Origin of the sequence: Methanobacterium veterum (assembly GCF_000745485.1) — an archaeon.
GTDB lineage: Archaea > Methanobacteriota > Methanobacteria > Methanobacteriales > Methanobacteriaceae > Methanobacterium_D > Methanobacterium_D veterum.
Genome location: NZ_KN050693.1, coordinates 486413 through 506032, shown reverse-complemented (window position 1 = coordinate 506032; position 19620 = coordinate 486413). Strand labels below are relative to the sequence as shown.

General features: G+C 32.6%; 20 protein-coding genes and 1 tRNA gene. 4 read left to right on the top strand and 17 right to left on the bottom strand.

Annotated elements, in window-relative coordinates; all coding sequences use genetic code 11:
* Positions 1-26: 26 nt before the first annotated feature.
* The 5 genes from EJ01_RS12675 to EJ01_RS12655 all read right to left on the bottom strand — a co-directional run bounded on the left by EJ01_RS12675 (position 27) and on the right by EJ01_RS12655 (position 4176).
* Positions 27-923, bottom strand: a complete 897-nt coding sequence (locus EJ01_RS12675; RefSeq protein ID WP_048080806.1) for a class I SAM-dependent methyltransferase — start codon at positions 921-923, stop codon at positions 27-29.
* A 353-nt stretch (positions 924-1276) separates the two neighbouring features.
* Complete coding sequence (locus EJ01_RS12670) at positions 1277-2071, bottom strand: TetR/AcrR family transcriptional regulator (protein WP_048080807.1); 795 nt, start codon at positions 2069-2071, stop codon at positions 1277-1279.
* A 45-nt stretch (positions 2072-2116) separates the two neighbouring features.
* Positions 2117-2959, bottom strand: coding sequence for an MBL fold metallo-hydrolase (locus EJ01_RS12665; protein ID WP_048080808.1), 843 nt, complete (start codon positions 2957-2959; stop codon positions 2117-2119).
* A 96-nt stretch (positions 2960-3055) separates the two neighbouring features.
* Positions 3056-3694, bottom strand: a complete 639-nt coding sequence (locus tag EJ01_RS16695; protein ID WP_052376161.1) for a class I SAM-dependent methyltransferase — start codon at positions 3692-3694, stop codon at positions 3056-3058.
* A 56-nt stretch (positions 3695-3750) separates the two neighbouring features.
* Positions 3751-4176 carry a pyridoxamine 5'-phosphate oxidase family protein gene (locus tag EJ01_RS12655; RefSeq protein ID WP_048080809.1) on the bottom strand — a complete coding sequence of 142 codons (426 nt, stop codon included), beginning with the start codon at positions 4174-4176 and terminating at the stop codon, positions 3751-3753.
* Between the two features lie 116 nt (positions 4177-4292).
* On the opposite strand from EJ01_RS12655, the gene EJ01_RS12650 reads away from it, so the two are divergent.
* Positions 4293-4598: a carboxymuconolactone decarboxylase family protein gene (locus EJ01_RS12650; RefSeq protein WP_048080810.1), complete on the top strand. Its 306-nt coding sequence runs from the start codon at positions 4293-4295 to the stop codon at positions 4596-4598.
* Positions 4599-4611: 13 nt separating this feature from the next.
* Here EJ01_RS12650 and EJ01_RS12645 read toward each other — a convergent pair whose 3' ends face one another.
* The 6 genes from EJ01_RS12645 to EJ01_RS12620 all read right to left on the bottom strand — a co-directional run bounded on the left by EJ01_RS12645 (position 4612) and on the right by EJ01_RS12620 (position 9527).
* The gene (locus EJ01_RS12645; protein WP_048080811.1) at positions 4612-5103 is read right to left on the bottom strand and encodes a hypothetical protein; all 492 of its coding nucleotides are present in this window, start codon (positions 5101-5103) and stop codon (positions 4612-4614) included.
* Positions 5104-5505: 402 nt separating this feature from the next.
* A complete protein-coding gene (locus EJ01_RS12640) occupies positions 5506-5808 on the bottom strand; it encodes a DUF1894 domain-containing protein (RefSeq protein ID WP_048080812.1) in 303 nt (100 codons plus the stop codon).
* A gap of 41 nt (positions 5809-5849) precedes the next feature.
* The gene (locus EJ01_RS12635) at positions 5850-6323 is read right to left on the bottom strand and encodes a DUF1890 domain-containing protein (RefSeq protein ID WP_048081057.1); all 474 of its coding nucleotides are present in this window, start codon (positions 6321-6323) and stop codon (positions 5850-5852) included.
* A gap of 27 nt (positions 6324-6350) precedes the next feature.
* Positions 6351-7433 (bottom strand): hypothetical protein, encoded by a 1083-nt coding sequence (locus EJ01_RS12630; RefSeq protein ID WP_048080813.1) that lies wholly within the window; start codon positions 7431-7433, stop codon positions 6351-6353.
* A 351-nt stretch (positions 7434-7784) separates the two neighbouring features.
* Complete coding sequence (locus tag EJ01_RS12625) at positions 7785-8864, bottom strand: hypothetical protein (RefSeq protein ID WP_048080814.1); 1080 nt, start codon at positions 8862-8864, stop codon at positions 7785-7787.
* 171 nt (positions 8865-9035) lie between these two features.
* A complete protein-coding gene (locus tag EJ01_RS12620; protein ID WP_052376160.1) occupies positions 9036-9527 on the bottom strand; it encodes a GNAT family N-acetyltransferase in 492 nt (163 codons plus the stop codon).
* Between the two features lie 247 nt (positions 9528-9774).
* Between EJ01_RS12620 and EJ01_RS12615 the strand changes: the two genes are divergently transcribed.
* A tRNA-Ala gene (locus EJ01_RS12615) sits at positions 9775-9847 on the top strand.
* Positions 9848-9994: 147 nt separating this feature from the next.
* Here the strand turns inward: EJ01_RS12615 and EJ01_RS12610 are convergent.
* Genes EJ01_RS12610 through hypA form a run of 3 tightly spaced genes read right to left on the bottom strand, consistent with a single transcriptional unit; the run spans position 9995 to position 12067 of the window.
* Positions 9995-11020, bottom strand: coding sequence for a DUF354 domain-containing protein (locus EJ01_RS12610; RefSeq protein WP_052376158.1), 1026 nt, complete (start codon positions 11018-11020; stop codon positions 9995-9997).
* Between the two features lie 17 nt (positions 11021-11037).
* Positions 11038-11694, bottom strand: coding sequence for a hydrogenase nickel incorporation protein HypB (gene hypB / locus EJ01_RS12605; protein WP_048080816.1), 657 nt, complete (start codon positions 11692-11694; stop codon positions 11038-11040).
* Complete coding sequence (gene hypA / locus EJ01_RS12600) at positions 11687-12067, bottom strand: hydrogenase maturation nickel metallochaperone HypA (RefSeq protein ID WP_048080817.1); 381 nt, start codon at positions 12065-12067, stop codon at positions 11687-11689. Before hypA ends, hypB begins: the two co-directional genes overlap by 8 nt.
* A gap of 690 nt (positions 12068-12757) precedes the next feature.
* Here hypA and EJ01_RS12595 point away from each other — a divergent pair.
* Complete coding sequence (locus EJ01_RS12595; RefSeq protein WP_048080818.1) at positions 12758-13615, top strand: ribose-phosphate diphosphokinase; 858 nt, start codon at positions 12758-12760, stop codon at positions 13613-13615.
* 49 nt (positions 13616-13664) lie between these two features.
* Here EJ01_RS12595 and EJ01_RS12590 read toward each other — a convergent pair whose 3' ends face one another.
* Positions 13665-14477 (bottom strand): P-loop NTPase family protein, encoded by an 813-nt coding sequence (locus tag EJ01_RS12590; RefSeq protein WP_048080819.1) that lies wholly within the window; start codon positions 14475-14477, stop codon positions 13665-13667.
* A gap of 237 nt (positions 14478-14714) precedes the next feature.
* On the opposite strand from EJ01_RS12590, the gene EJ01_RS17565 reads away from it, so the two are divergent.
* The gene (locus EJ01_RS17565) at positions 14715-15434 is read left to right on the top strand and encodes a DUF5518 domain-containing protein (protein ID WP_052376156.1); all 720 of its coding nucleotides are present in this window, start codon (positions 14715-14717) and stop codon (positions 15432-15434) included.
* A gap of 59 nt (positions 15435-15493) precedes the next feature.
* On the opposite strand, the gene EJ01_RS12580 is transcribed toward EJ01_RS17565, so the two are convergent.
* Together EJ01_RS12580 and lonB are read right to left on the bottom strand one after the other, a co-directional pair.
* Complete coding sequence (locus EJ01_RS12580; RefSeq protein ID WP_048080820.1) at positions 15494-17074, bottom strand: DEAD/DEAH box helicase; 1581 nt, start codon at positions 17072-17074, stop codon at positions 15494-15496.
* A 189-nt stretch (positions 17075-17263) separates the two neighbouring features.
* Positions 17264-19168 (bottom strand): ATP-dependent protease LonB, encoded by a 1905-nt coding sequence (gene lonB, locus EJ01_RS12575; RefSeq protein ID WP_048080821.1) that lies wholly within the window; start codon positions 19166-19168, stop codon positions 17264-17266.
* Positions 19169-19620 lie beyond the last annotated feature (452 nt).

Genomic DNA, 19620 nt, shown 5'->3' with positions numbered 1-19620 from the left:
CTCTTTTTTAAAATTTAAGCGTCATTCTATTCAACCACTGCATAGGCGAATGATGATAAACTATTGACCTCTCTATTCTTGTTTTTCCCATGGAAATAGGCTTTTTTATAATCTTCGCTGGCCATATTCTTGATATTCTTGAATCCTCTTTGAACTAGAAATGATTGAATTTCTCCATCTTTGATACCAAAAAGAAAAGGCTCTCCAACTGCCATAACTCCATTTCGCCAGTTCTGTCCTGCTTCAAGTTTACATGTACCACCAACCACAGATAGTGGGATGTAATCAAAAATTATGGCACTGCCTTTGCCGGAATTATGTACTATGAAAGATAGTATCTCGTCCACGATTTCAGGAGAGAGATACATTAAAAGCCCTTCCATAATAAAAAGAGTTTTCAGAGACTTGTTATAGCCACTTTCCAGAAGCTGCCGGCCGAAATTATCCAATTCAAGGTCCATTGGAACATATGTTACATGATCAGGAAGTGAACCAAAAATCTCAGTGATCTTCTCGATTTTTATACTCTGGGTGGCAGGATAGTCTACCTCGAACACTTTAACATTATCCAACCCTTCAATCCGGTATGCTCGGGTATCATATCCAGCTCCAAGTATGACAAGCTGTTCAAGGCCTTCATTAATGGATGACTTTACAATATCATCAAAAAATCTAACTCTAGCCACAATTGAGTTACTGGCCCCTGGAACTAAGCTTTCATTTTGAGCTACGAACGCTTTATACTTCTCAGGATTATGAGCCGCAAAATCCAGCACCGCCTGGCTGACAAAGTGAACAGCATACTGATCATGACAAATGCGCTCATCTTCAGTTTTTCTCGATTCACTCATCCTTACCACAGCTATTGTCTCAGCCGTTTTACTGGGGTTTTTTCTATTTACCTCAATTTTATTTTCGGGCATTTTTTCACTCCATATTACAAGCTATTTTCAAAAAACAATGCTTAATAACAATTTTTGATAATCTGTTTATTTATTCAATGACACCATGTCACTGACATAATGTCATTTAATGACGTTGTGTCATTATATATTTAAAGTTTTTGATAAAAGAGTCCATCATTAATTCTGAACTAAAATTAAAAATAGCATAAAATTCAAATTAAAACTATATAAACTGACTATTAACTATTATTTGTATAAAATCAGCATGTTAACTAAAAAAAATAATCATTATAATAAAGTAAAATCAAAATTCACCCATCTAACATTAAATTATACAAAATATACAATCAATAAATACATAATCAAATAAATTATTTAGTTTTCCTTATATTCTTTCTGTTACTAATCATATTACCCATTAACTCTCCAACATCCTTTAAAAATTCTTTCTGACTGATATTCTGACTTTCAAGTAAATCTTTAAGGTCCGGAGGTAAATTATCAATACTATTTGCAATTAAAGTTTGCAGAACAGTCACTTCAACAGAATTGACATCAGGCCTAACTATCCCTTCTTTTTTACCTTGTTCTACTGCACTACTAAAAATATTCAACATCTCCCGGCGCAAAATAAGTATTTCATTTAAATATTCGCTGGTTGTGAATTTTGGTATTGGAAAATTAGGTATAATGCCTTTCTCTAAATTTCTTATATATATTTCTTCAAATTTCTTTTTATATTCAGAATAGAGTTTACCTTCAGAAGAAGGAAATAGTTTATATTCTGAAGGCTCAATGCCCGCTAAATCAAACCTTCCAGACAGCAAATAATTATATGCTTTAAGATAATCCGGATGTTCTTTAGCAAAGTTATAATAAGCATTTCTAAATCCTGCAAGTTTTGAAAAACTGCTTTTTCCTTTCTTCACTTCATCATTAATCATTTTATATAATATTCTGGTTCCACGAAGGACAATTGCAAAAAATAATTCTTCTTTATTCTCAAAATATAAATAAAGCGTAGATCTACCTAATTTCACTTCTTTAGCTATATCCTTTAAAGAAACGTTTTCATAACCTTTAGAAAAGAATAATTTCTCTGCTGCGTTTAATATATCATTTCTTCGCTGTTCCTTTTCTAATTCTTTCCTGGCTATGAGTGACATTATCTTTTCACCTGTAAAATGTATCAATATTAGTTTACATTTAATTTATAAAGTAATTTCCATCCCAGTATAAATGCTTTTTAACTTATCGCTTAAAATTGGTTTCATTATATTAAATCCACGTTCTCCAGTACAATGACCCGTGTAAATTTGTCCTGCAGCTTCCAATTTTAACCACTCTGCTATTTCTTCAACTTCTTCATTTTCTGCCACCTCAAATGTACGGGCTCCAGCCTGGAGATGGAACCCTCCAATCACATTGCCTATTTTTTTATCAGGGAAAGCTTCTTTAGCTGTATTTATGATATTTTTGATCCCGCTGTGCCCGCAGCCAGTTAAAACGATGATTTTATTGTCATTTTTTATTACCATAAATGATTCATGTTTAAAATTATCTTTTACTAACTTTCCGTTTACTTTTTCAAATAAAACAGAATTACTGGAAGGAACTGAGAATTTTTTATGAATATTAGGCACTATAAACACATTCTTGGCTATTTCTACAGTTTTATCAATAAAATATAATCTTTCTGTATATTTTTCTACTATTTTGCTGTCGATACCAATGTATTTTTCGCCTTCAGGACGTTTAGAATAATAAGAACCTAAAGCTTCCTTTTTAAGGTAAACTGGTGCTTTATCGTTAATCTGGAAAAATTTTAGAAGTCCTCCGGTATGATCGTCATGTCCATGAGAAATAATTACAGCGTCCACTTTCCCTAGATCAATGCCTAATCTTGATGCATTTTTTATTGCACTTTCCTGAGGACCACCCGTATCAAAAAGAATGTTATACCCATCTTTTTCAATAAATAGTGAGATTCCATGTTCTGCAATTAAATCAGAATTTTCTAGCTTGGTATTTTCAGTCAAAACAGTTATTTTCATCTCAAGTCTCCAATTTAAATAAGCTGTATCAAGTGTAATATTCTATACTTATTAAACCTCATAAAATTCAGCGTTTAGAGAAAATATTAACATTTTTCATTTCAGGGTTACTGCTTTAATATAATTAACTGTAACATAGTTAGGGTCCGTTTCATCACGAATAATTTCCTTGCTGACCACTTCAAATCCAGTCTTATCCAGCATATTCACTATCTTTTCTTGATTTAAAAAATGACCAGTAGTTGGGATCTTACGATAATTTACAAGTGCTTTAAACCTGAACTTTAAGTTTCCATAAAAGGATAGAAAAGAAATGTCAGGGTCTGCTATTATAAGTAAACCTCCAGGTTTTAAAATTCGGCGGCTCTCTTTAAGAGCTTTTTCGGGTTCAGTAAAGAGAAGAACCAAACCCATAAATACAGTATCAAATGTTCCTTCCTGGAATTTACAATCTTGACAGTCCATAACCTGAAATTCAAATCCTTTCAGGTTTTCTCTAGCAATTGACAGCATTTCCTCTGAAATATCAGTTGAAATAATACTTTCTGATTTATCTGCTAGTGTTTTTGTGAAATAACCTGTGCCACAGCCAAGTTCAATTAAATTTCCTAAATTATCTTCTTTATTTAACTTTTCCTGTATTTTTGGCCTTATTTTTTCTCCCATAATATTATCTATAGATGAATCGTATCTATTTGATAATTCTGCCCAAAATTTAATGAATTCTTCCGCCAAAGAAACCCCTCTTATTACAAAGCATGCTCCAGATAAAAAAAGAATATAAATTGTATTTAACCAAAATTAATGAACTTTTTAGGCTCAAAATTGGTTGCCATTGTCCAGAAATAGGCTTCACCTTTAGCAATACGGAAAATTATAAGGCCAGGACTGTCAAATGTCATACCAAACTCCTTAAGGAATGGCCTATCTTCCAAAACCTTTTTCTTAAGATCTGGGTCATCAACAAATTCTATTTCACCAGCTACCCTCATCATTTTTCCTGTCGCCTCGTCTGGCTGCCAGAAACATGCCTCCACTTTAGGATTTGCTTGAAGCTGTCCATACATATCTTTCATGCCCCCGATCTGGAAGTAAAATCCACTTTCATCAGCAAACCAGAAACCAAGAGCCCTAACTCTCGGTTGATCGCCTTCAGTTGTTGCAAGGTAGCAAACAGGTGTTTCATTTGCAAAATTTATACAGTCTTTAAAATCCATAATATCATTTCCCCCATTCAATTAATTCAAATAGATTTAATTATATTTATTTTTTAATAAAATATATAAAATATGTTATCTTTACAGGAGAATCATAAAATTACGGAGCAAATAAAATGGAAGAACAGAAGCCAAGACCATATAGATTTACAGAAGCAGTAAGTGACGAATTGAACGATGCATTTCAAAATTTAGCCGTCCAAATAATGAAAGATGGAGCATTATCTTCAAAGGAAAAATCAATAATAGCACTGGCATGTGCAGTAGCTCTAAAATGCGAACACTGTGTAAAAGCCCATAAAAAAAGCGCTTTAGCCGCGGGTGCAAGCATGGAGGAGATTCTCGAAGCTGCCGCAGTTGCAGGTCAGGTCAGGCTTGGATCAGGTTTAACCTTTGCATCATTCCTTCTTGATGAAGATTAAATTAAATAACTCTTTATTTTTTTAACCCAATGATACTCTCACAGTAATCATCACCTGCACACATTCTTTTAGTAAACATTTGAGTATATCTTGGATTAAGAGACTCAACAGCACTGGTACAGTAGGCCTGGCAAAGATCAGGCATGCTGATAACAGGGATATACATCTCTGCATGAACATTAAAGTTAGGACAACTAGTACAATGATCTATAACAAGTTCACTGGCTTCATCTTGAGTTTCATGTTCTGATTTTCCCATAGTTATCATTCCAACAATTTTCAACGCATTATTGACATCTATTGCATTTTCAGAAGGTAATTTCAAAATATCTGCAATTTTTTTTACTTCTTTACCACATTCAGCCCATACTATCTCTTCTACGTTCCTAACAGCTTTTTCATCCATAATTTGCCTAAATGATGCGCCATAACCTAAAAAAAAGCTTTGAAATGTCTTTATGGCGATTTTCCACTTTAATTCAGCAGGTATATCATCTAATTTCATAATATAACCTCCAAAAACCGACGGTTTTTGGGGTTTCGGAAATCTCTGATTTCCTTCAACCTCCAAAAATTGCAGATTTTTGGGGCCGTCGAACATTTGTGTTCGGGCATCGGAAATCGCAGATTTCCGAATGTTCAGAAAATACTAAAGTATTTTCTTCAACCTGTCATCAGTGATAATATTTTTGTTGATGATATATCATATTGTTTTTGTTGATGTTACTTACTTTTACAAAAATAAAAAAGATTTTTAAAATTAAAACAAAAACATCCGAAAACCCCATAAAATAAAAAGCTAATGCTTAAAAAGCATTATTATATTCAATTAATTATTTTTATCAACATTAGAATTAAAATATTTTAAAAATAGAAATGCAATTAAATAAAAATTTAATGTCCGACATTATTTAATATTTAACTTTTTTACATTGTCTATTTCTTCTTGACCAACAGGTATTTCAACTACAGCAGTTCCATGGCAAGGTTTTGTATAAGGAAACAGCACAGTACCTTTTTTTTCATTGATACCTACAGATATTGGAGGTATTCCAATAATTCTAGCGCCTAAAACCTTATCTCCAGGATTAACGTAGATTATTTCAAGAGCATTTTCTTTAATAACTTCAATAGCTTCTTTAAAACCTGTTCTGGCTATTAATACTTTATAATCTTCAGATTCTTGCAAATATGTTTCAAGACAGAACATAAAATCCCCCTAAGATTGATTAATTCCTATTAAATTTAAATTCAAAGAGCATTGGATTCTTCAAGCTTTTTGATGGTTTTATCAAATTTCACTCTGAGTGGAGTCGGATTGTGGTAAGCCCTTGCAGATACAATTTCTGCATCTGTACTTTCTGAAACAGTATCTATAAATTCAGCAAGCTTATCTGCATCTTTTTCAAAAACTATAGCTATAGATTTTGTATCAAGTATACTATAAAAAGTTACAAAATATGAAACAGCTGCATCTTTGTGGATAAACCCAACAAGGAGATCAAAAGCACCTTTGTCCAGTTTTTCAATACATGAATCAATATCTACTTTATTTTGAATATATAACTCCTCAGGATCTCCCACTTCCAGCAGTTTCATTGCAGAAGGAGTACTTGCTGTTGTAACTTCATATCCCATTTTTTTAAGTTTATATGTAACATAAACAGCCATGGGAGTCTGAGAAGGTGATTCAGGACATCCTAATAATATCAAGGCTTTTTTCATTTCTTTTCCTCCTATCATATTCCAATTTTAACGGGTGGTTCTTTTCACCATCACCACATGGCCCAAAACCAGTGCACCCATAAGCATGAATGTTAAAAGTGCCATTCCATTTATATCCCTGTTAGAGAAAAACAGCCCCATTATTGCCTGGGTTGAAAATGCAGTAAGTGCACCTATAAGCAAAGCTTCTCTACCAAGATAATTCCGGTTACCGTTTTCCCTCTTCTCACGGTATGCTGACAGCATTTTAAACCCTACAAAAATCACGCCTGCACAGTATATTAAAAGGCAGATCAATGTAATGTACCCGAAGTCAAATGTCCATCCAAATATTCCTGGCAAGAAATAATCTATTACATCCTTTTTACTTACTAAAACCCCATAAAATACTGGGAACGGCAAAGTAAGCATCGTGATCAAGGTTAAAGGTAAACTCACATAACCGCTGCCAAATCCAGTATCAGCTGAAGCCCAGTAACTTGAACCCTGAACGTGGCCTAAAAGCGCTGAATTCTTTAAAACCATTGTAATACTTGGGAGAGCATTCTCTTCAAGCCTGCTGAACCTTAAAAGAGGGCTTAATACAGACATATTTAATGCATCAGCTAATAACTGGAGAGCTCCAAAACTTACAACTACTACTCCCACCACTGCAATTACCCTTTTAACTGTAAGGAAAGATTTTTGGCGGAATGATTTTGAAATAATAAATAAACCTATCAAAAGTCCTAAAATCCACAGAACTAAAAAAACCCTATGTACTACACTTCCAGCAATTGCAATTACGCCTATAACCATAAATATAAATATTCTTAGATTAGCCACTCTTATACCTACTTCTTTCATCATTGGTAAAGCAGCAAGTAAAGTTACAACGGCAAATAATGCTATTGGACCATAGGGAATACTGAATTCATGAGCATATGACACAAATAAAAGCCCAGCATCAACACCAAACAGCAAGGCAAGTCCTACTGCCAAAATAAGCGTTGCAAAAAGCACGAGACTCAATGATATTGGAACTATATTAAGCAGTAATATGATCCCTATCTGTATTATAAGTCCTACTTCTACTATGAATTGTAAATGATTTTGAGCGATTAAAACCAATTCTATTCCTCCAGCCCCCTGAGGGACTTACTATTCTATTATTTTGAGTATGTATAAGTTAATTTGATGAAATTATTTCCATATTATTAGAAAAATTTAACTCTTAAACCTTCTTAATCTCAAATTTTACTTTTATATATACTGACTCATCTATACATAAACTCATTTAAAAGTTTTTTGGAGAGTCCACCTATTAATTTATTAAAAATAAACTATAATTTGTTCATATTACTATAACTTATTAATGGTATTAACCATTTGATCTTTATGATATCTTAATTTTATATTCCAAAGATAGAATTTTAGATCAATATAATTCTAATTTATTGCTTTTATAATAAATCATAGTTTTTATCTTCTTTTTACAGTCAAAACATGGCCCAAAACCATAGCCCCTAAGAATATGAAAGTTACAAGTGCTAACCCATTTATAGACCTATTCTGTACAAATAATCCAATTATAGCTTGAGCTGAAAATGCAGCCAGAGCTCCTATAAGCAGAGCTTCCCTTCCAAGATAATTCCTGTTACCATTCTCCCTCTTCTCACGGTATTCAGCAAGTATCTTAAATCCAACGAAAATAACACCAGTACACAGAATTAAAAGAAATATCAATCCCAAATACCCAAAATCAAATGTAAAACCAAATATTCCAGGTAAGAAATAATCCACTATATCCCTTTTATTTGATAAAACTCCATAAAATATTGGAAGTGGCAGAGTGAGTGCTGTAATCAATTGATAAGGTAAACTTATGTAACCACTGGCAAATCCAGTATCCAATGTTCCCCAGTAACTTGAACCCTGAATATGGCCCAACATTACTGAATTTTTCAAAACCATTGTGAGACTTGGGAGTGCATTCTCTTCAAGCCTAGTTACTCTTAAAAGCGGGCTTAAAACTGACATATTTAATGCATCAGCTAATAACTGGAGAGCTCCAAAACTTACAACCATCACCCCCACCACTGCAACTATCCTTTTAACTGTAAGGAATGATTTCCTACGGAATGATTTTGAAATAATAAATAAACCAATCAATAGTCCTAAAATCCATAGAACTAAGAAATCCCTGTGTACTATACCTCCAGCAACTGTAATTAAGCCTATAATCATGAATATGAATACTCTTAAGTTAGCTACTCTTATACCTACATCCTTCATCATTGGCAAAGCAGCAAGTAACGTTACAATAGTAAATAAAACAATTGGACCAAAAAAGTGAGTAAATTCGTGAGGGTTACCTAAAAATAAAAGTGAAAAAGCATCAAAACCAAATATTAACATAATTCCCACTGATAAAATAAGCATTGCAAAAAGCACAAGACTCAAAGAGATAGGAACTATATTAAGCAGCAGCATTACTCCAACCAGCATCATAAGCGCTACTTCTATTATGAATTGTAAATGATTTTGAGCAATTAAAACCAATTCTATCCCCAAATCCTATAAAATTTATTATTTTAACAATATAACAGATTAATTAATAAAAAATCAGTTATAACCTGTGAATAACTTAAATGTGCATCTTAAGTTATCCAATATTAAACTTTATTATTATTAAATTAATTAGAGTAAATTTACTTAAAAAGTTTGCGGAATTCAACCTATTAATTTATAAAAAACAACCATATGCTGTCCCATACCGTTATAATTTTTAACAGCGTTTGTACCCAAAATATTTATAGTTTCCTGGCTCTTGTCTTCCAAAAATCCTAGTTTTTTATAAAAAGATATAGAATTCCAGTTTACAGGCTTTGTAATTAGATAAATCTTTTTACATTTTTTTAAAGCTGCTTCTTCAGTGAACTTTTCTACCAGTTTCCTTCCAATATGTCTGCCCCTCATTTTCGGGTCAACACATAAAAGATGGATGTATGCGTCTTCAGGATTTTCCTGAGATAGGAATCCTAAAAGAAATCCACCTAGTTCTCCTGAGGGTAACTCGGCCACAAAAGATGTGCTTCTAAAAAATTTAGTAAATATATGGTAAATAGAGTTCCTTTCAGTTTCCATCGGACTGCAGTTTTCTGCCAGATCAGCTATTTCAACAAAATCTTCTTCTAATGCGCTTCTTATTTTAAGATCTTCCATATTTTAAGCTCCATCACATTTTAAAATAAGTACTAGACATTCATGACATGAATGCATCGTAAATATTAATTATGAAATATTAAATCTTTTAATAGATTAAAATCCATAGATTTCTTAAATTAATTAACATACAATGAAATCATAAATATGCCCTGAAATGAACACAGGCAACATTAGGTTTAAATATCATGATGTCAAATTGTTAATATACCTCGATGTTATATTTTATAATATCAAGTTTAAATAAGGGCTGGTAGCTCAGGTGGTAGAGTGTCGCCTTGGCATGGCGGAGGCCCCGGGTTCAAATCCCGGCCAGTCCATTTTTATAATTTAAAAATACAAATTCTGATCAAAGCTGTTTTTATGCCTATTATCCATTAAACAGACTACATTACTTTTTTATACTTAAAAATTTAAAAACTGCACAAAAATAGAAAATAAGAAATTTTAAAAATTAATTAATTATTTTAACCATTTGCAGACCTGTAAATATGATCTACAACCAGATTAAATAGATCCTCTGTTTTTATTTCTTTTACGTTCCGGCCATCCGATAACAATTCAAATGCAATATCTATAATTTCGTCTACATTTGTAGATCTCTTCATAAAGCCGTTATCTACATAATATTTATCCACAGATAATAATTTTCCAGGATAACATGAAATAACCGGAGTGCCTAAAAGTACAGCTTCCCTGTTCATCGTTCCCCCAGCGCCGATTACAAGATCGCATTTTTTCATGAGGCTGAAGGTATCTACAGGAGGTTCTATTAAAGTGACATCAGGATCGTTTTCAAATATCTGCTGCTGTTCTTTAAATCGTGGGATCACCAGTATATTCGCATGGTCTTTTAATGCATCCACAATTGGTGATAAAACAGATGTTTTACAATCTGCATCCAAATAAGATGCAAGAGCAGGTTCAGTTCTCATTAAAATTGTTTTTTCTTTCTTTAAATTTAATTCCAGATCATCGAAGATGTTTTCATTATATTTAAAGTCTTTAAAATGAGTAAGCTCAGAGGTACCAGTATACCTGATTAAACTGTTTGGATCAGCGCCTGTTTTAAGAACATTCCACACATCAATCGCTTTAGGAATTATTATTTTATCACAAAGGGATAATGTAAGCTTATTTGCAGCGATAGCATGTTCATTATCTAAAACAAAAACACTTGGTATTCCCAAACCAAATGCAACTCTTGGAAGCTCAATTGAGTGTTTTGATACTGCCACATCGGGTTTTTCTTTTGCAATTAGTTTTGAAAGTTCATAAGCTCTTTTTGTACTTTCCTCAAGTTTTTGTGATAATGTAACTCCATGTTTTCCAACCGATGTGTACTCTATTTCAAAAAGGTCAAGGAGTTTATGTATATCTCCAAATTTACGAGTTGTTATAAACACCTCTTCCCCTTCATTTTTCAAATAATCAATTATGCTCTTAAAAAATCTCACATGCGGCGCATTTACTAAATCAATCCAAACTTTCAATACATCACCCGACCCAATTAGGCTTCATCCATAAATTTCTGGATGCTTTGTATAATCTCATCCAGCCCTTCACCAGTCTTGAGACTGCTTTTTATGACTATTGCATCAGGATTAAGCTCTAAAACATCATTAGCCATTTTGTTTTCGTCAGCACCGACTGCTTCTGCAATATCTACTTTATTAATAACCACAATATCCGCATCCTTAAAGATCAGAGGATGTTTTTCGGCTGTATCGTCCCCTTCGCTTACACTTATTACAACCATCCTTATATGGGAACCGAGGTCAAAATCAACGGGACAGATGAGATTTCCAACATTTTCTATGAAAAGTAATTCCATATCATCAAGTGGAAGGTCATGAAGAGCATGTTCTACAAGATGGGCGTCCAAATGGCATTCTTTTCCAGTGTTAAGTCCTACAACAGGTACATCGTGCTTTTCAATTCTTCCAGCGTCAAACCTGCTTATTACGTCACCTGCTATGACACCTATTTTGTAGTCCATTTTTTCTATGAGCGCTTCTATAAGTGATGTCTTTCCAGAACCTATTGCCCCTAAAAAGTCAACTGCAAATACGCCTGCTTTATCGAATATTTTCTGATTTCTTTTGGCAAGTTTCTTATTTGCAACCATGATATCGTGTTGTATTTCCACTTCAGCTATTTTATGCATCTTCATCCTCCTTCTCTATTTTAATAGTTTTAACGTTACATTCTCTTCCTTTAATTATTTCAACATTTCGTTCTTCACATTCAGGACAGGTAACAATTGGTACATAATGATCTGAATCATCTGAAACGGCCAGCCCTTCAAAGTCACAGGACCTGCATTTTATCTCAATCGGAATTTCATTAACTATAACTTCAGCTTTCTCAAGAAGAGTATCTTCACTTAACACTTCAATCATGAACTTAAGCTGTTCTGGATTAAGCATGGCAAGTCTTCCAACTTCTATGGTTACTTCAGTGATCTCCTGAGCGTCATTTTTTTCTGCAACATCAATTGCAGTCTTTACTATAGCATCAGCCATTGAAAGTTCATGCATTCTAATACACCATCCTTCAAAGTACAGTATTTAATAAAAAATTTATTAATCAATCGTTATATGATTTAATGTTACCATTCAATTATTTCATAGAACTGAATTCATTTTGCATATAATTTCTTATCTTATAGAACTATATGTATAAAATACTTATTAATAAAGTTAGCAAAATATGCAATAGTTAACTTCATTACGATTATGAACTCTACTAAATAATTGAAATTAGAATTTTAATTACATTATAGTTAATTTCATAATATTAAAAGTTTTACATCCATATAACCAGATAAATAAATAATTTCATCTTTAAAAGAGAAATATAAATAAATTAACCGGTTATAACAATAAAATACAAATGAATTTTAATTGTATTTATAATTAATTTGGATTTACATCAATGTAAATATATTTAAGTAGATTATATGTCCAATTTAATTCATGGATTTTAATCTATAATAAAATACAAATAAATTTTAATTGTATTTATAATTAATTTAGTTTTACATCCATGTAAATGTAATTAAATAAGTTCTTAATGAATAATTTAAGTATATTATATGCCAATTTTAGTTATAAGTTAATTCATGGATTGGTTTTAATACTCATTGTAAACATATAATTAAGTAATTCTCTTAAAATATAAAGTTAAATAAATTAATTGATTATATCCATAAAGTATAGGTGATTTTAATGATTATAGGTGGATCCGCTTCACAAAAATTAGCTGCAAAGATCGCGAAAGAACTTGAATGTCCCTTAATTCCAATAGAAACCAAAAGATTCCCCGATGGCGAACGATATGTGCGTATAAAAGGAAAAGTGGGTGAAGAAGTAACTGTTGTCCAATCAACAGGTTATCCTCAGGATGAAAATTTAATAGAACTTTTTTTAATCCTTAAAAATTTAAAGAGTATGGGTGTTAAAAAAATAAAAGTTGTAATTCCTTATTTTGGATACGGAAGGCAAGAGAGACGCTTTAAAAGTGGAGAAGCCGTTTCAGCTGTTATAATTGCAAATTTACTTGAAGCTGCAGGTGCTGATGAAATATTCTGTATAAATTTACATGAAGACAATATCAGGGAGTTTTTCCAGATTCCAGTACATAATTTATCTGCAATGAAACCAATTGCAGAATATATCAAAAATAATTTAAATGATCCAGTGATTGTTGCACCAGATAAAGGTGCCCTTGGATTTGCAAAGGAAATTGCTGAAATTCTCGGTTGCGAATATGATTACCTTGAAAAAACAAGGTTATCCCCAGAAGTTGTAGAAACAAAACCAAAAAATCTTGATGTTAAAGGGAAGGAAGCTGTCATAATTGATGATATTATAAGTACAGGCGGTACAATAGTGAATGCCACAAAGATTTTAAAAGAACATGGAGCCACAAAGGTGGTTGTATCATGCGTTCACCCTGTACTGGTTGAAGATGCGCTGCTTAAACTATTTGCAGCAGATATTGATGATGTAATTGCTACTGATACTCTACGTTCAGATGTAAGTCTGATTTCTGTAGCTCAAATTGTCGCTGATGCAGTAAAATAAAAAAAATATTTTTTACATCATTTTATTTCTAAATAAATAATTTATAATATTATTTTCCAGATTTACTGATCGTTTTTGCGGGCTCTGGGTTTTTTAAGTCTTTACGACTCACCGTTTTATTTTCCAAATCATCTAATATATATCTGGGTTTATTTCCGTATTTTTTAATATAATACTGGATTTTTTCATCATCAATATCTCTAAAATGATTTTTTACTATTTTAACTGTATCACTTTCAGAATAGGATATTTCAACCACTTCAAAAAAAATCTTTAAAATTAAAGAAATTATCTTAGATAAAACACTAAAATCCGTTATTAAATCGTATTTAACTCCTTTTACTTCAAAAGTCCATGTTGTGTGTACAATTAGGTTCATTTTATTTAAATTTATTTTGTTTATTACGTATTCAAAAAACAGAATAAAATAAAAGGGGATCGATTTTAAACCCTTATTTTTTATCCATTCTCCTAATCCGATTTTTTTTTGATTTAAAGATTCAGAATCCATTATTTTATCTGCAATTAATACAGCATCATACTTTGAGAATTTATTAACCATTTCTTCTTTTGTTTTAACTCTAAAATCTTTTTTTATTCCACCCATAAGTTCTTTAAAAATTACTAATGAGCTTTTTTTGGTGTTATCTAAAAATAAAACGGGCTCATAATAATTTAAATTAAGTTCTTTTAAAGCTTTATAAATATTAGATGATTTACCTGTTCCTGGAGAACCTGTAACTAGAATAATTCTTCCCCGACTACGTTTCAACTTTTTAAATTTAGCACATAGCTTTAAAAATGAATCAGTTACTACAAAATCGTCATTGTCTTTTGAAGAAATTACTTTATGATTTTCCATAGTATAATATTGTTTATTTGTTCATATCTATTTTACATTTAATATGAAAAATATAACTGTAATTAACTAATTTTTTAGGCACCCTATATTTAAAAAGATAAATAACCACTTTTTAGATTTTCAATTTGATTAACAGAACGATTTAAAATAAAAGTTACCTTTTTTTCAAATCAAAATTAATAATAAAAATAAAAAATATATTAATACTAATGATGATTTAAATAGGTGAGAAAAAAAATGATTAAATGGAAAGCCATAATTATTGGGTTTATTCTAGCGATAATATTAACTATCATTTTTGGAGGTGCAGGAGGAACTGTTGGTTTTTATTTAGGCGTATTTATAGCAGGCATAGCCGTTGGTTACATCGTTGATGTAAATATAAAAAATGGTGCCACACATGGGGCTATTACTGGGCTAATTACAGGAATAGTTTCAGCAGTATTAAGTATAATAGTAGTTTTAGCTTATGGCGCAGGTGGAATGTTACTAGGATTAAATGTAGTTGCTGAATTAATATTGTCCCTCATTTTATGGACAGTTCTCGGAGCAGTTGGTGGAGTTATAGGTACTATAATAACCGAAAGGTTATGGCAAACGGTTTTCACAAGGGGAATGATGGGTGGAACAGGCAAGACTGGCAGTCCCGAAGAAACAAAACCAAAAATTGAATTTACAAGAGAAAATATCACAAAATGTTTATGTCCTCAATGCCCAGTTCAGGCTGAAAGCGAATGTGCACAAATAAAAATGAAAATGCTTCAAGAATCCATGAGAGGTATGAGTCCAGAACCTTCAGATGTTCCAGGAGTGTACTGCGCAACAGGGACAGCAACATGTAGTGATCTTGACCCAAGTAAAATGTGTAACTGCCCTAACTGTGATGTATTTAAAGAAAATAACTTAGAACAAGGTGAACCTAAAGGATACTTCTGCCAAAAAGGGAATATAAAATAAGCGTTTTAATGTTAAAAAAATAGAATTTAATTAAAAGTAAAATTAATTTTTACTTAATTTCACTTTTTATTTGCAGGTTCCATATTTGCAGACTTACCTTTGATTTTACATCTGCCCATTATAGATAAAACTTCACCTGCATTTTCCTCTGGAATTTCAACAAATGAGAATTTGTCAAAAACATCTATTTTACCAACTATCTTACTTGAAAGCCCTGTTTCTTCTGCAATAGCCCTAACTATGTCCTTTGCTTTTACCCTCTGTTTACGTCCGACGTTGATAAAGAACCTTACCATTCCAGGACTTGCACCAGTATCTCCAAAGCCTTCATCTCCAGACTCCTTCTGGTCTTTTTTGGTCATTATCATCTTTAGAAGAGCAGCAGCTATTTCGATAGATGTGTAATCTTCTTTAATTAGCCTTTCAATTTTTGTGGTGTAATCATCCAGATCTTCTGTATTTATGACGTGTTTTATATCGTCTAAGAACATATTTGTCTTGATTTTTTTAACATCACTGAGAGATGGGATTCTGTGCTGTTCAATTTTTGTTTTGGTGAATTTTTGTATATCCCTAAGCTGATAAATCTCCCTACCAGAAGCAAATGTGAATGCACGGCCTGATTTACCTGCACGGCCTGTTCTACCTATCCTATGCACATAATATTCATCATCGTTAGGCACATCATAGTTAAATACAGCTTCTACATCACCTACGTCGATTCCACGGGCTGCAACGTCTGTTGCAACAAGGATCTCAATCTGACCTGATCTGAATTTGGACATGACTCTATCCCTCTGTCCTTGAGTCATATCTCCATGAAGTCCATCTGCAAGATATCCCCTTACCTGAAGGTGAGTTACAAGAGTATCAACCCTTCTTTTGGTATTACAAAATACCAGAGATAGTTGAGGGTTGTATATGTCTATTAAACGGGATAAAAGTTCTAATTTCATTTTCTCTTTAACTTCAAAGTATATCTGCTGAATTTCTGGAACTGTCATCTGCTGGTGAATGACCTTTAAAAATTCAGGATTAGTCTGATATCTTTTGGTTAAATTCAAAATTGCTTTAGACATGGTTGCAGAGAAAAGGAGAGTCTGTCTTTCTTCAGGCATATCCTCTAAAACTGTTTCTATATCTTCCCTAAATCCCATGTCAAGCATTTCATCTGCTTCATCAAGAACCATAATTTTGACGTTGTTCATTTTTAAGGTTCCACGCCGCATATGATCCATTACACGTCCAGGAGTACCAATAATAATTTGTACACCTTTTTTAAGGGATTTAATCTGCCTTTCAATTGGTTGACCACCATAGATTGGCAGAACATTGAGTTTTCTCATGTATTTTGAAAGCTTTCTGAGTTCTTCAGCTACTTGAATTGCAAGCTCTCTTGTAGGGCATAAAATTACAGCTTGTAGACTTTTATTATCTGGATCTACTCTTTCTAAAGTGGGAATTCCAAATGCTGCTGTTTTTCCGGTTCCGGTTTGGGCCTGCCCTATAACATCTTTTTCATCTAATATATATGGAATTGCAAGTGACTGAATCGGGGTTGCTTCTTCAAATCCCATATCTTTAATGGCTCGTTTGATCTCATCTGAGAGATCTAAATCAAAAAATCTTAATTTTTCCATCTTTATCGTTCCTTCATTTTCTATTTATCATTAATTAAGGCAAATATTAAAATGCGTGTAATCAAAATTAGCATAACAATAATTCATCCTAAATATTTATGATATTATATAATTCAATCCATTTAAAATAAAATGCTATTTTAAATATAAAAATAAATGAAAGGAAAAAAATTCCTTTCAAGATTCAAGTTAATGAGTTGTTGGGTTTTGTAAACCTATGTTAGGTACCATATTGGTGATTTTCTGCATTCTGTCAAGAAGACCTTTCTTATCTTTTCCAAGTAATGCATGTTCCAATACTTCACTCATGTTTTCTACAGGAATTATTTCAATTTTATTTCTGTATCTTTCCTCAATCAGAACATCATTCATATTTGACTTAGGTATTAAAACCTTTTTAATTCCTGATTCTGCTGCAGCTTCAATTTTACCAGTCACTCCACCTACAGGGAGAACATCTCCTCTGACACTTAATGAACCAGTGAGTGCAACTGACTGGTCTACAGGAATGTTTTCCAGTGACGAAATTACTGCTGTAGCTACTGAAACACTTGCACTGTCCCCTTCAACACCTTCATAAGACTGCAGGAACTGTATGTGAATATCATAGCTTGATATATCTGTTCCAGTATGCTTTTTAATTAAAGCGCTGACGTTTTGAACAGCTTCTTTGGCAATTTCACCAAGTTTACCTGTTGCAATGATCTTACCTTCAGATTTACTTTGGGCAGGAGCAGCTTCAGCAACTATTGGGAGGATTATACCACTTCTATCTCCAATTATTGCAAGACCATTTACAGTACCTATTTTTCCACCTTCAGATGCAAAAGTCTCGTACTGTTTTTTCTGGCCAATGTAACGATCTGCAATTTGCTGTTCAAGTGTCCTTGCAAGCTTTTTAGCACCTAATACATGCTCTAAAGTGACGTGCTCTGCACCTTCTCCTTTTGCAATATCACCTGCAGCCCTTACAAGACCACCTAAATCTCTTAATCTTAGAGTAAGTGTATCCTTTTTACCAGCTCTTCTTTGAGCTTCCCTTATAATCTCCGCAACTGCTTCTCTACTAAAGTGAGGTATCCTACCATCTTTTTCAACTTCTTGAGCTACAAATTGAACCAGTTTATCCCTATTTTCAGGTGTGTCTGGCATTGAATCTTTCATAAATACTTCGTAACCATATCCACGTATCCTTGATCTAAGTGCAATATGCATTCCCTCAAGTACTTTGAGATTTCCAGATGCTACAAGTACGAAGTCACATGGAACCGCCTGGGATCTGACCATTGCCCCACTGCTTGTTTCACTTTGCCCAGTTATTGAATATTTCTTTTCCTGCATAGCAGTCAGTAACTCTTGTTGAGTTTTCATATGCATGGTCCCAATTTCGTCCACGTAAAGAACACCTTTGCTGGCTTTGTGAATCATTCCAGCTTCAACACGTTCGTGGGCAGGAGTTCCTAATCCTCCTGATTGATAAGGGTCATGTCTTACATCACCTAAAAGAGCTCCTGCATGTGCACCTGTTGCGTCAATGAAAGGAGCAGTAATGTTGTTTTCATTGCTTACAAGAAGTTTAGGAATCATAACTGTAGTTCTAGGCTTTATTTGCAGAAGTGCAACAAAAACAATTGCTGCTGCTATTAAAGCCATGAAAAATTGGTTCACCACAAATCCCACAATTAGTATAAAGGAAATTATAATCATTGTGAACATGTTCTTCCTTTCTTCCTGAGATTTTGCTTTGGCTTTATAGTTTGCAACTATTTTTTTACCTTCCCCAGCAGGCATAGTTCCAATTAGAGGGTTATGATTATCTTCAATATTTGGATAAACCAGGATATCTTGAAGTTCTTCTGGAGGTAGCAGTTCTGCCATTCCCTTTGCGAGCATGGATTTACCAATTCCCGGTTCCCCAATTAAAAGAACATTCCTTCTCTGTTTTGCAGCCTTCTTAATAGTCTCAACTGCTTCTTCTTGACCTATAATTTGATCAATGATCTTTTCAGGGACTTTAATTTCCTCTGATGTCTTATAAGTTCTTAAATTGAATGAATTTGAGCTTGAACTTGAGTCTGAATTTAGATTTGCCATGATTCATGACAACCTCCTATTTTCATTTTATATTTAAAAAATCAACATTTTTATTTATAATAACTTTATGGAATATTAACTTTATTGATATATAATATTGTTATATATAAATATCTACTTTTCGTTTCTTGAATTTAAAAATATTTCACTTTAACTTTAACCAATTAATTATTTTAAATTCTTTTTAGAATAATTTTATGACTGATTTCATATTTATAATTGTTGAAATCAGTTTCTATAATTTCCTCGATGTCTGCAAAACAAATTTTAACATCAATTAGAATAAAACTCATTATTCAAAAATTTTTCTAAAAGTTAACCATGCATTTTAGAATAAATGCAGGATAAACCGAGAAATGAGTTTATTTACCTACTTACTTATTTGAATATGCATTTTCATTTTATTTAATAAATGGAATAATCAATTAGAATTCACATTATATAACCCTTTT

Coding starts and splice junctions, on each gene's coding strand:
- EJ01_RS12675 (WP_048080806.1), bottom strand. CDS start 923: ATGCCCGAAAATAAAATTGAGGTAAATAGAAAAAACCCCAGTAAAACG.
- EJ01_RS12670 (WP_048080807.1), bottom strand. CDS start 2,071: ATGTCACTCATAGCCAGGAAAGAATTAGAAAAGGAACAGCGAAGAAAT.
- EJ01_RS12665 (WP_048080808.1), bottom strand. CDS start 2,959: ATGAAAATAACTGTTTTGACTGAAAATACCAAGCTAGAAAATTCTGAT.
- EJ01_RS12655 (WP_048080809.1), bottom strand. CDS start 4,176: ATGGATTTTAAAGACTGTATAAATTTTGCAAATGAAACACCTGTTTGC.
- EJ01_RS12650 (WP_048080810.1), top strand. CDS start 4,293: ATGGAAGAACAGAAGCCAAGACCATATAGATTTACAGAAGCAGTAAGT.
- EJ01_RS12645 (WP_048080811.1), bottom strand. CDS start 5,103: ATGAAATTAGATGATATACCTGCTGAATTAAAGTGGAAAATCGCCATA.
- EJ01_RS12640 (WP_048080812.1), bottom strand. CDS start 5,808: ATGTTCTGTCTTGAAACATATTTGCAAGAATCTGAAGATTATAAAGTA.
- EJ01_RS12635 (WP_048081057.1), bottom strand. CDS start 6,323: ATGAAAAAAGCCTTGATATTATTAGGATGTCCTGAATCACCTTCTCAG.
- EJ01_RS12620 (WP_052376160.1), bottom strand. CDS start 9,527: ATGGAAGATCTTAAAATAAGAAGCGCATTAGAAGAAGATTTTGTTGAA.
- hypB (WP_048080816.1), bottom strand. CDS start 11,694: ATGCATAAAATAGCTGAAGTGGAAATACAACACGATATCATGGTTGCA.
- hypA (WP_048080817.1), bottom strand. CDS start 12,067: ATGCATGAACTTTCAATGGCTGATGCTATAGTAAAGACTGCAATTGAT.
- EJ01_RS12595 (WP_048080818.1), top strand. CDS start 12,758: ATGATTATAGGTGGATCCGCTTCACAAAAATTAGCTGCAAAGATCGCG.
- EJ01_RS12590 (WP_048080819.1), bottom strand. CDS start 14,477: ATGGAAAATCATAAAGTAATTTCTTCAAAAGACAATGACGATTTTGTA.
- EJ01_RS17565 (WP_052376156.1), top strand. CDS start 14,715: ATGATTAAATGGAAAGCCATAATTATTGGGTTTATTCTAGCGATAATA.
- EJ01_RS12580 (WP_048080820.1), bottom strand. CDS start 17,074: ATGGAAAAATTAAGATTTTTTGATTTAGATCTCTCAGATGAGATCAAA.
- lonB (WP_048080821.1), bottom strand. CDS start 19,168: ATGGCAAATCTAAATTCAGACTCAAGTTCAAGCTCAAATTCATTCAAT.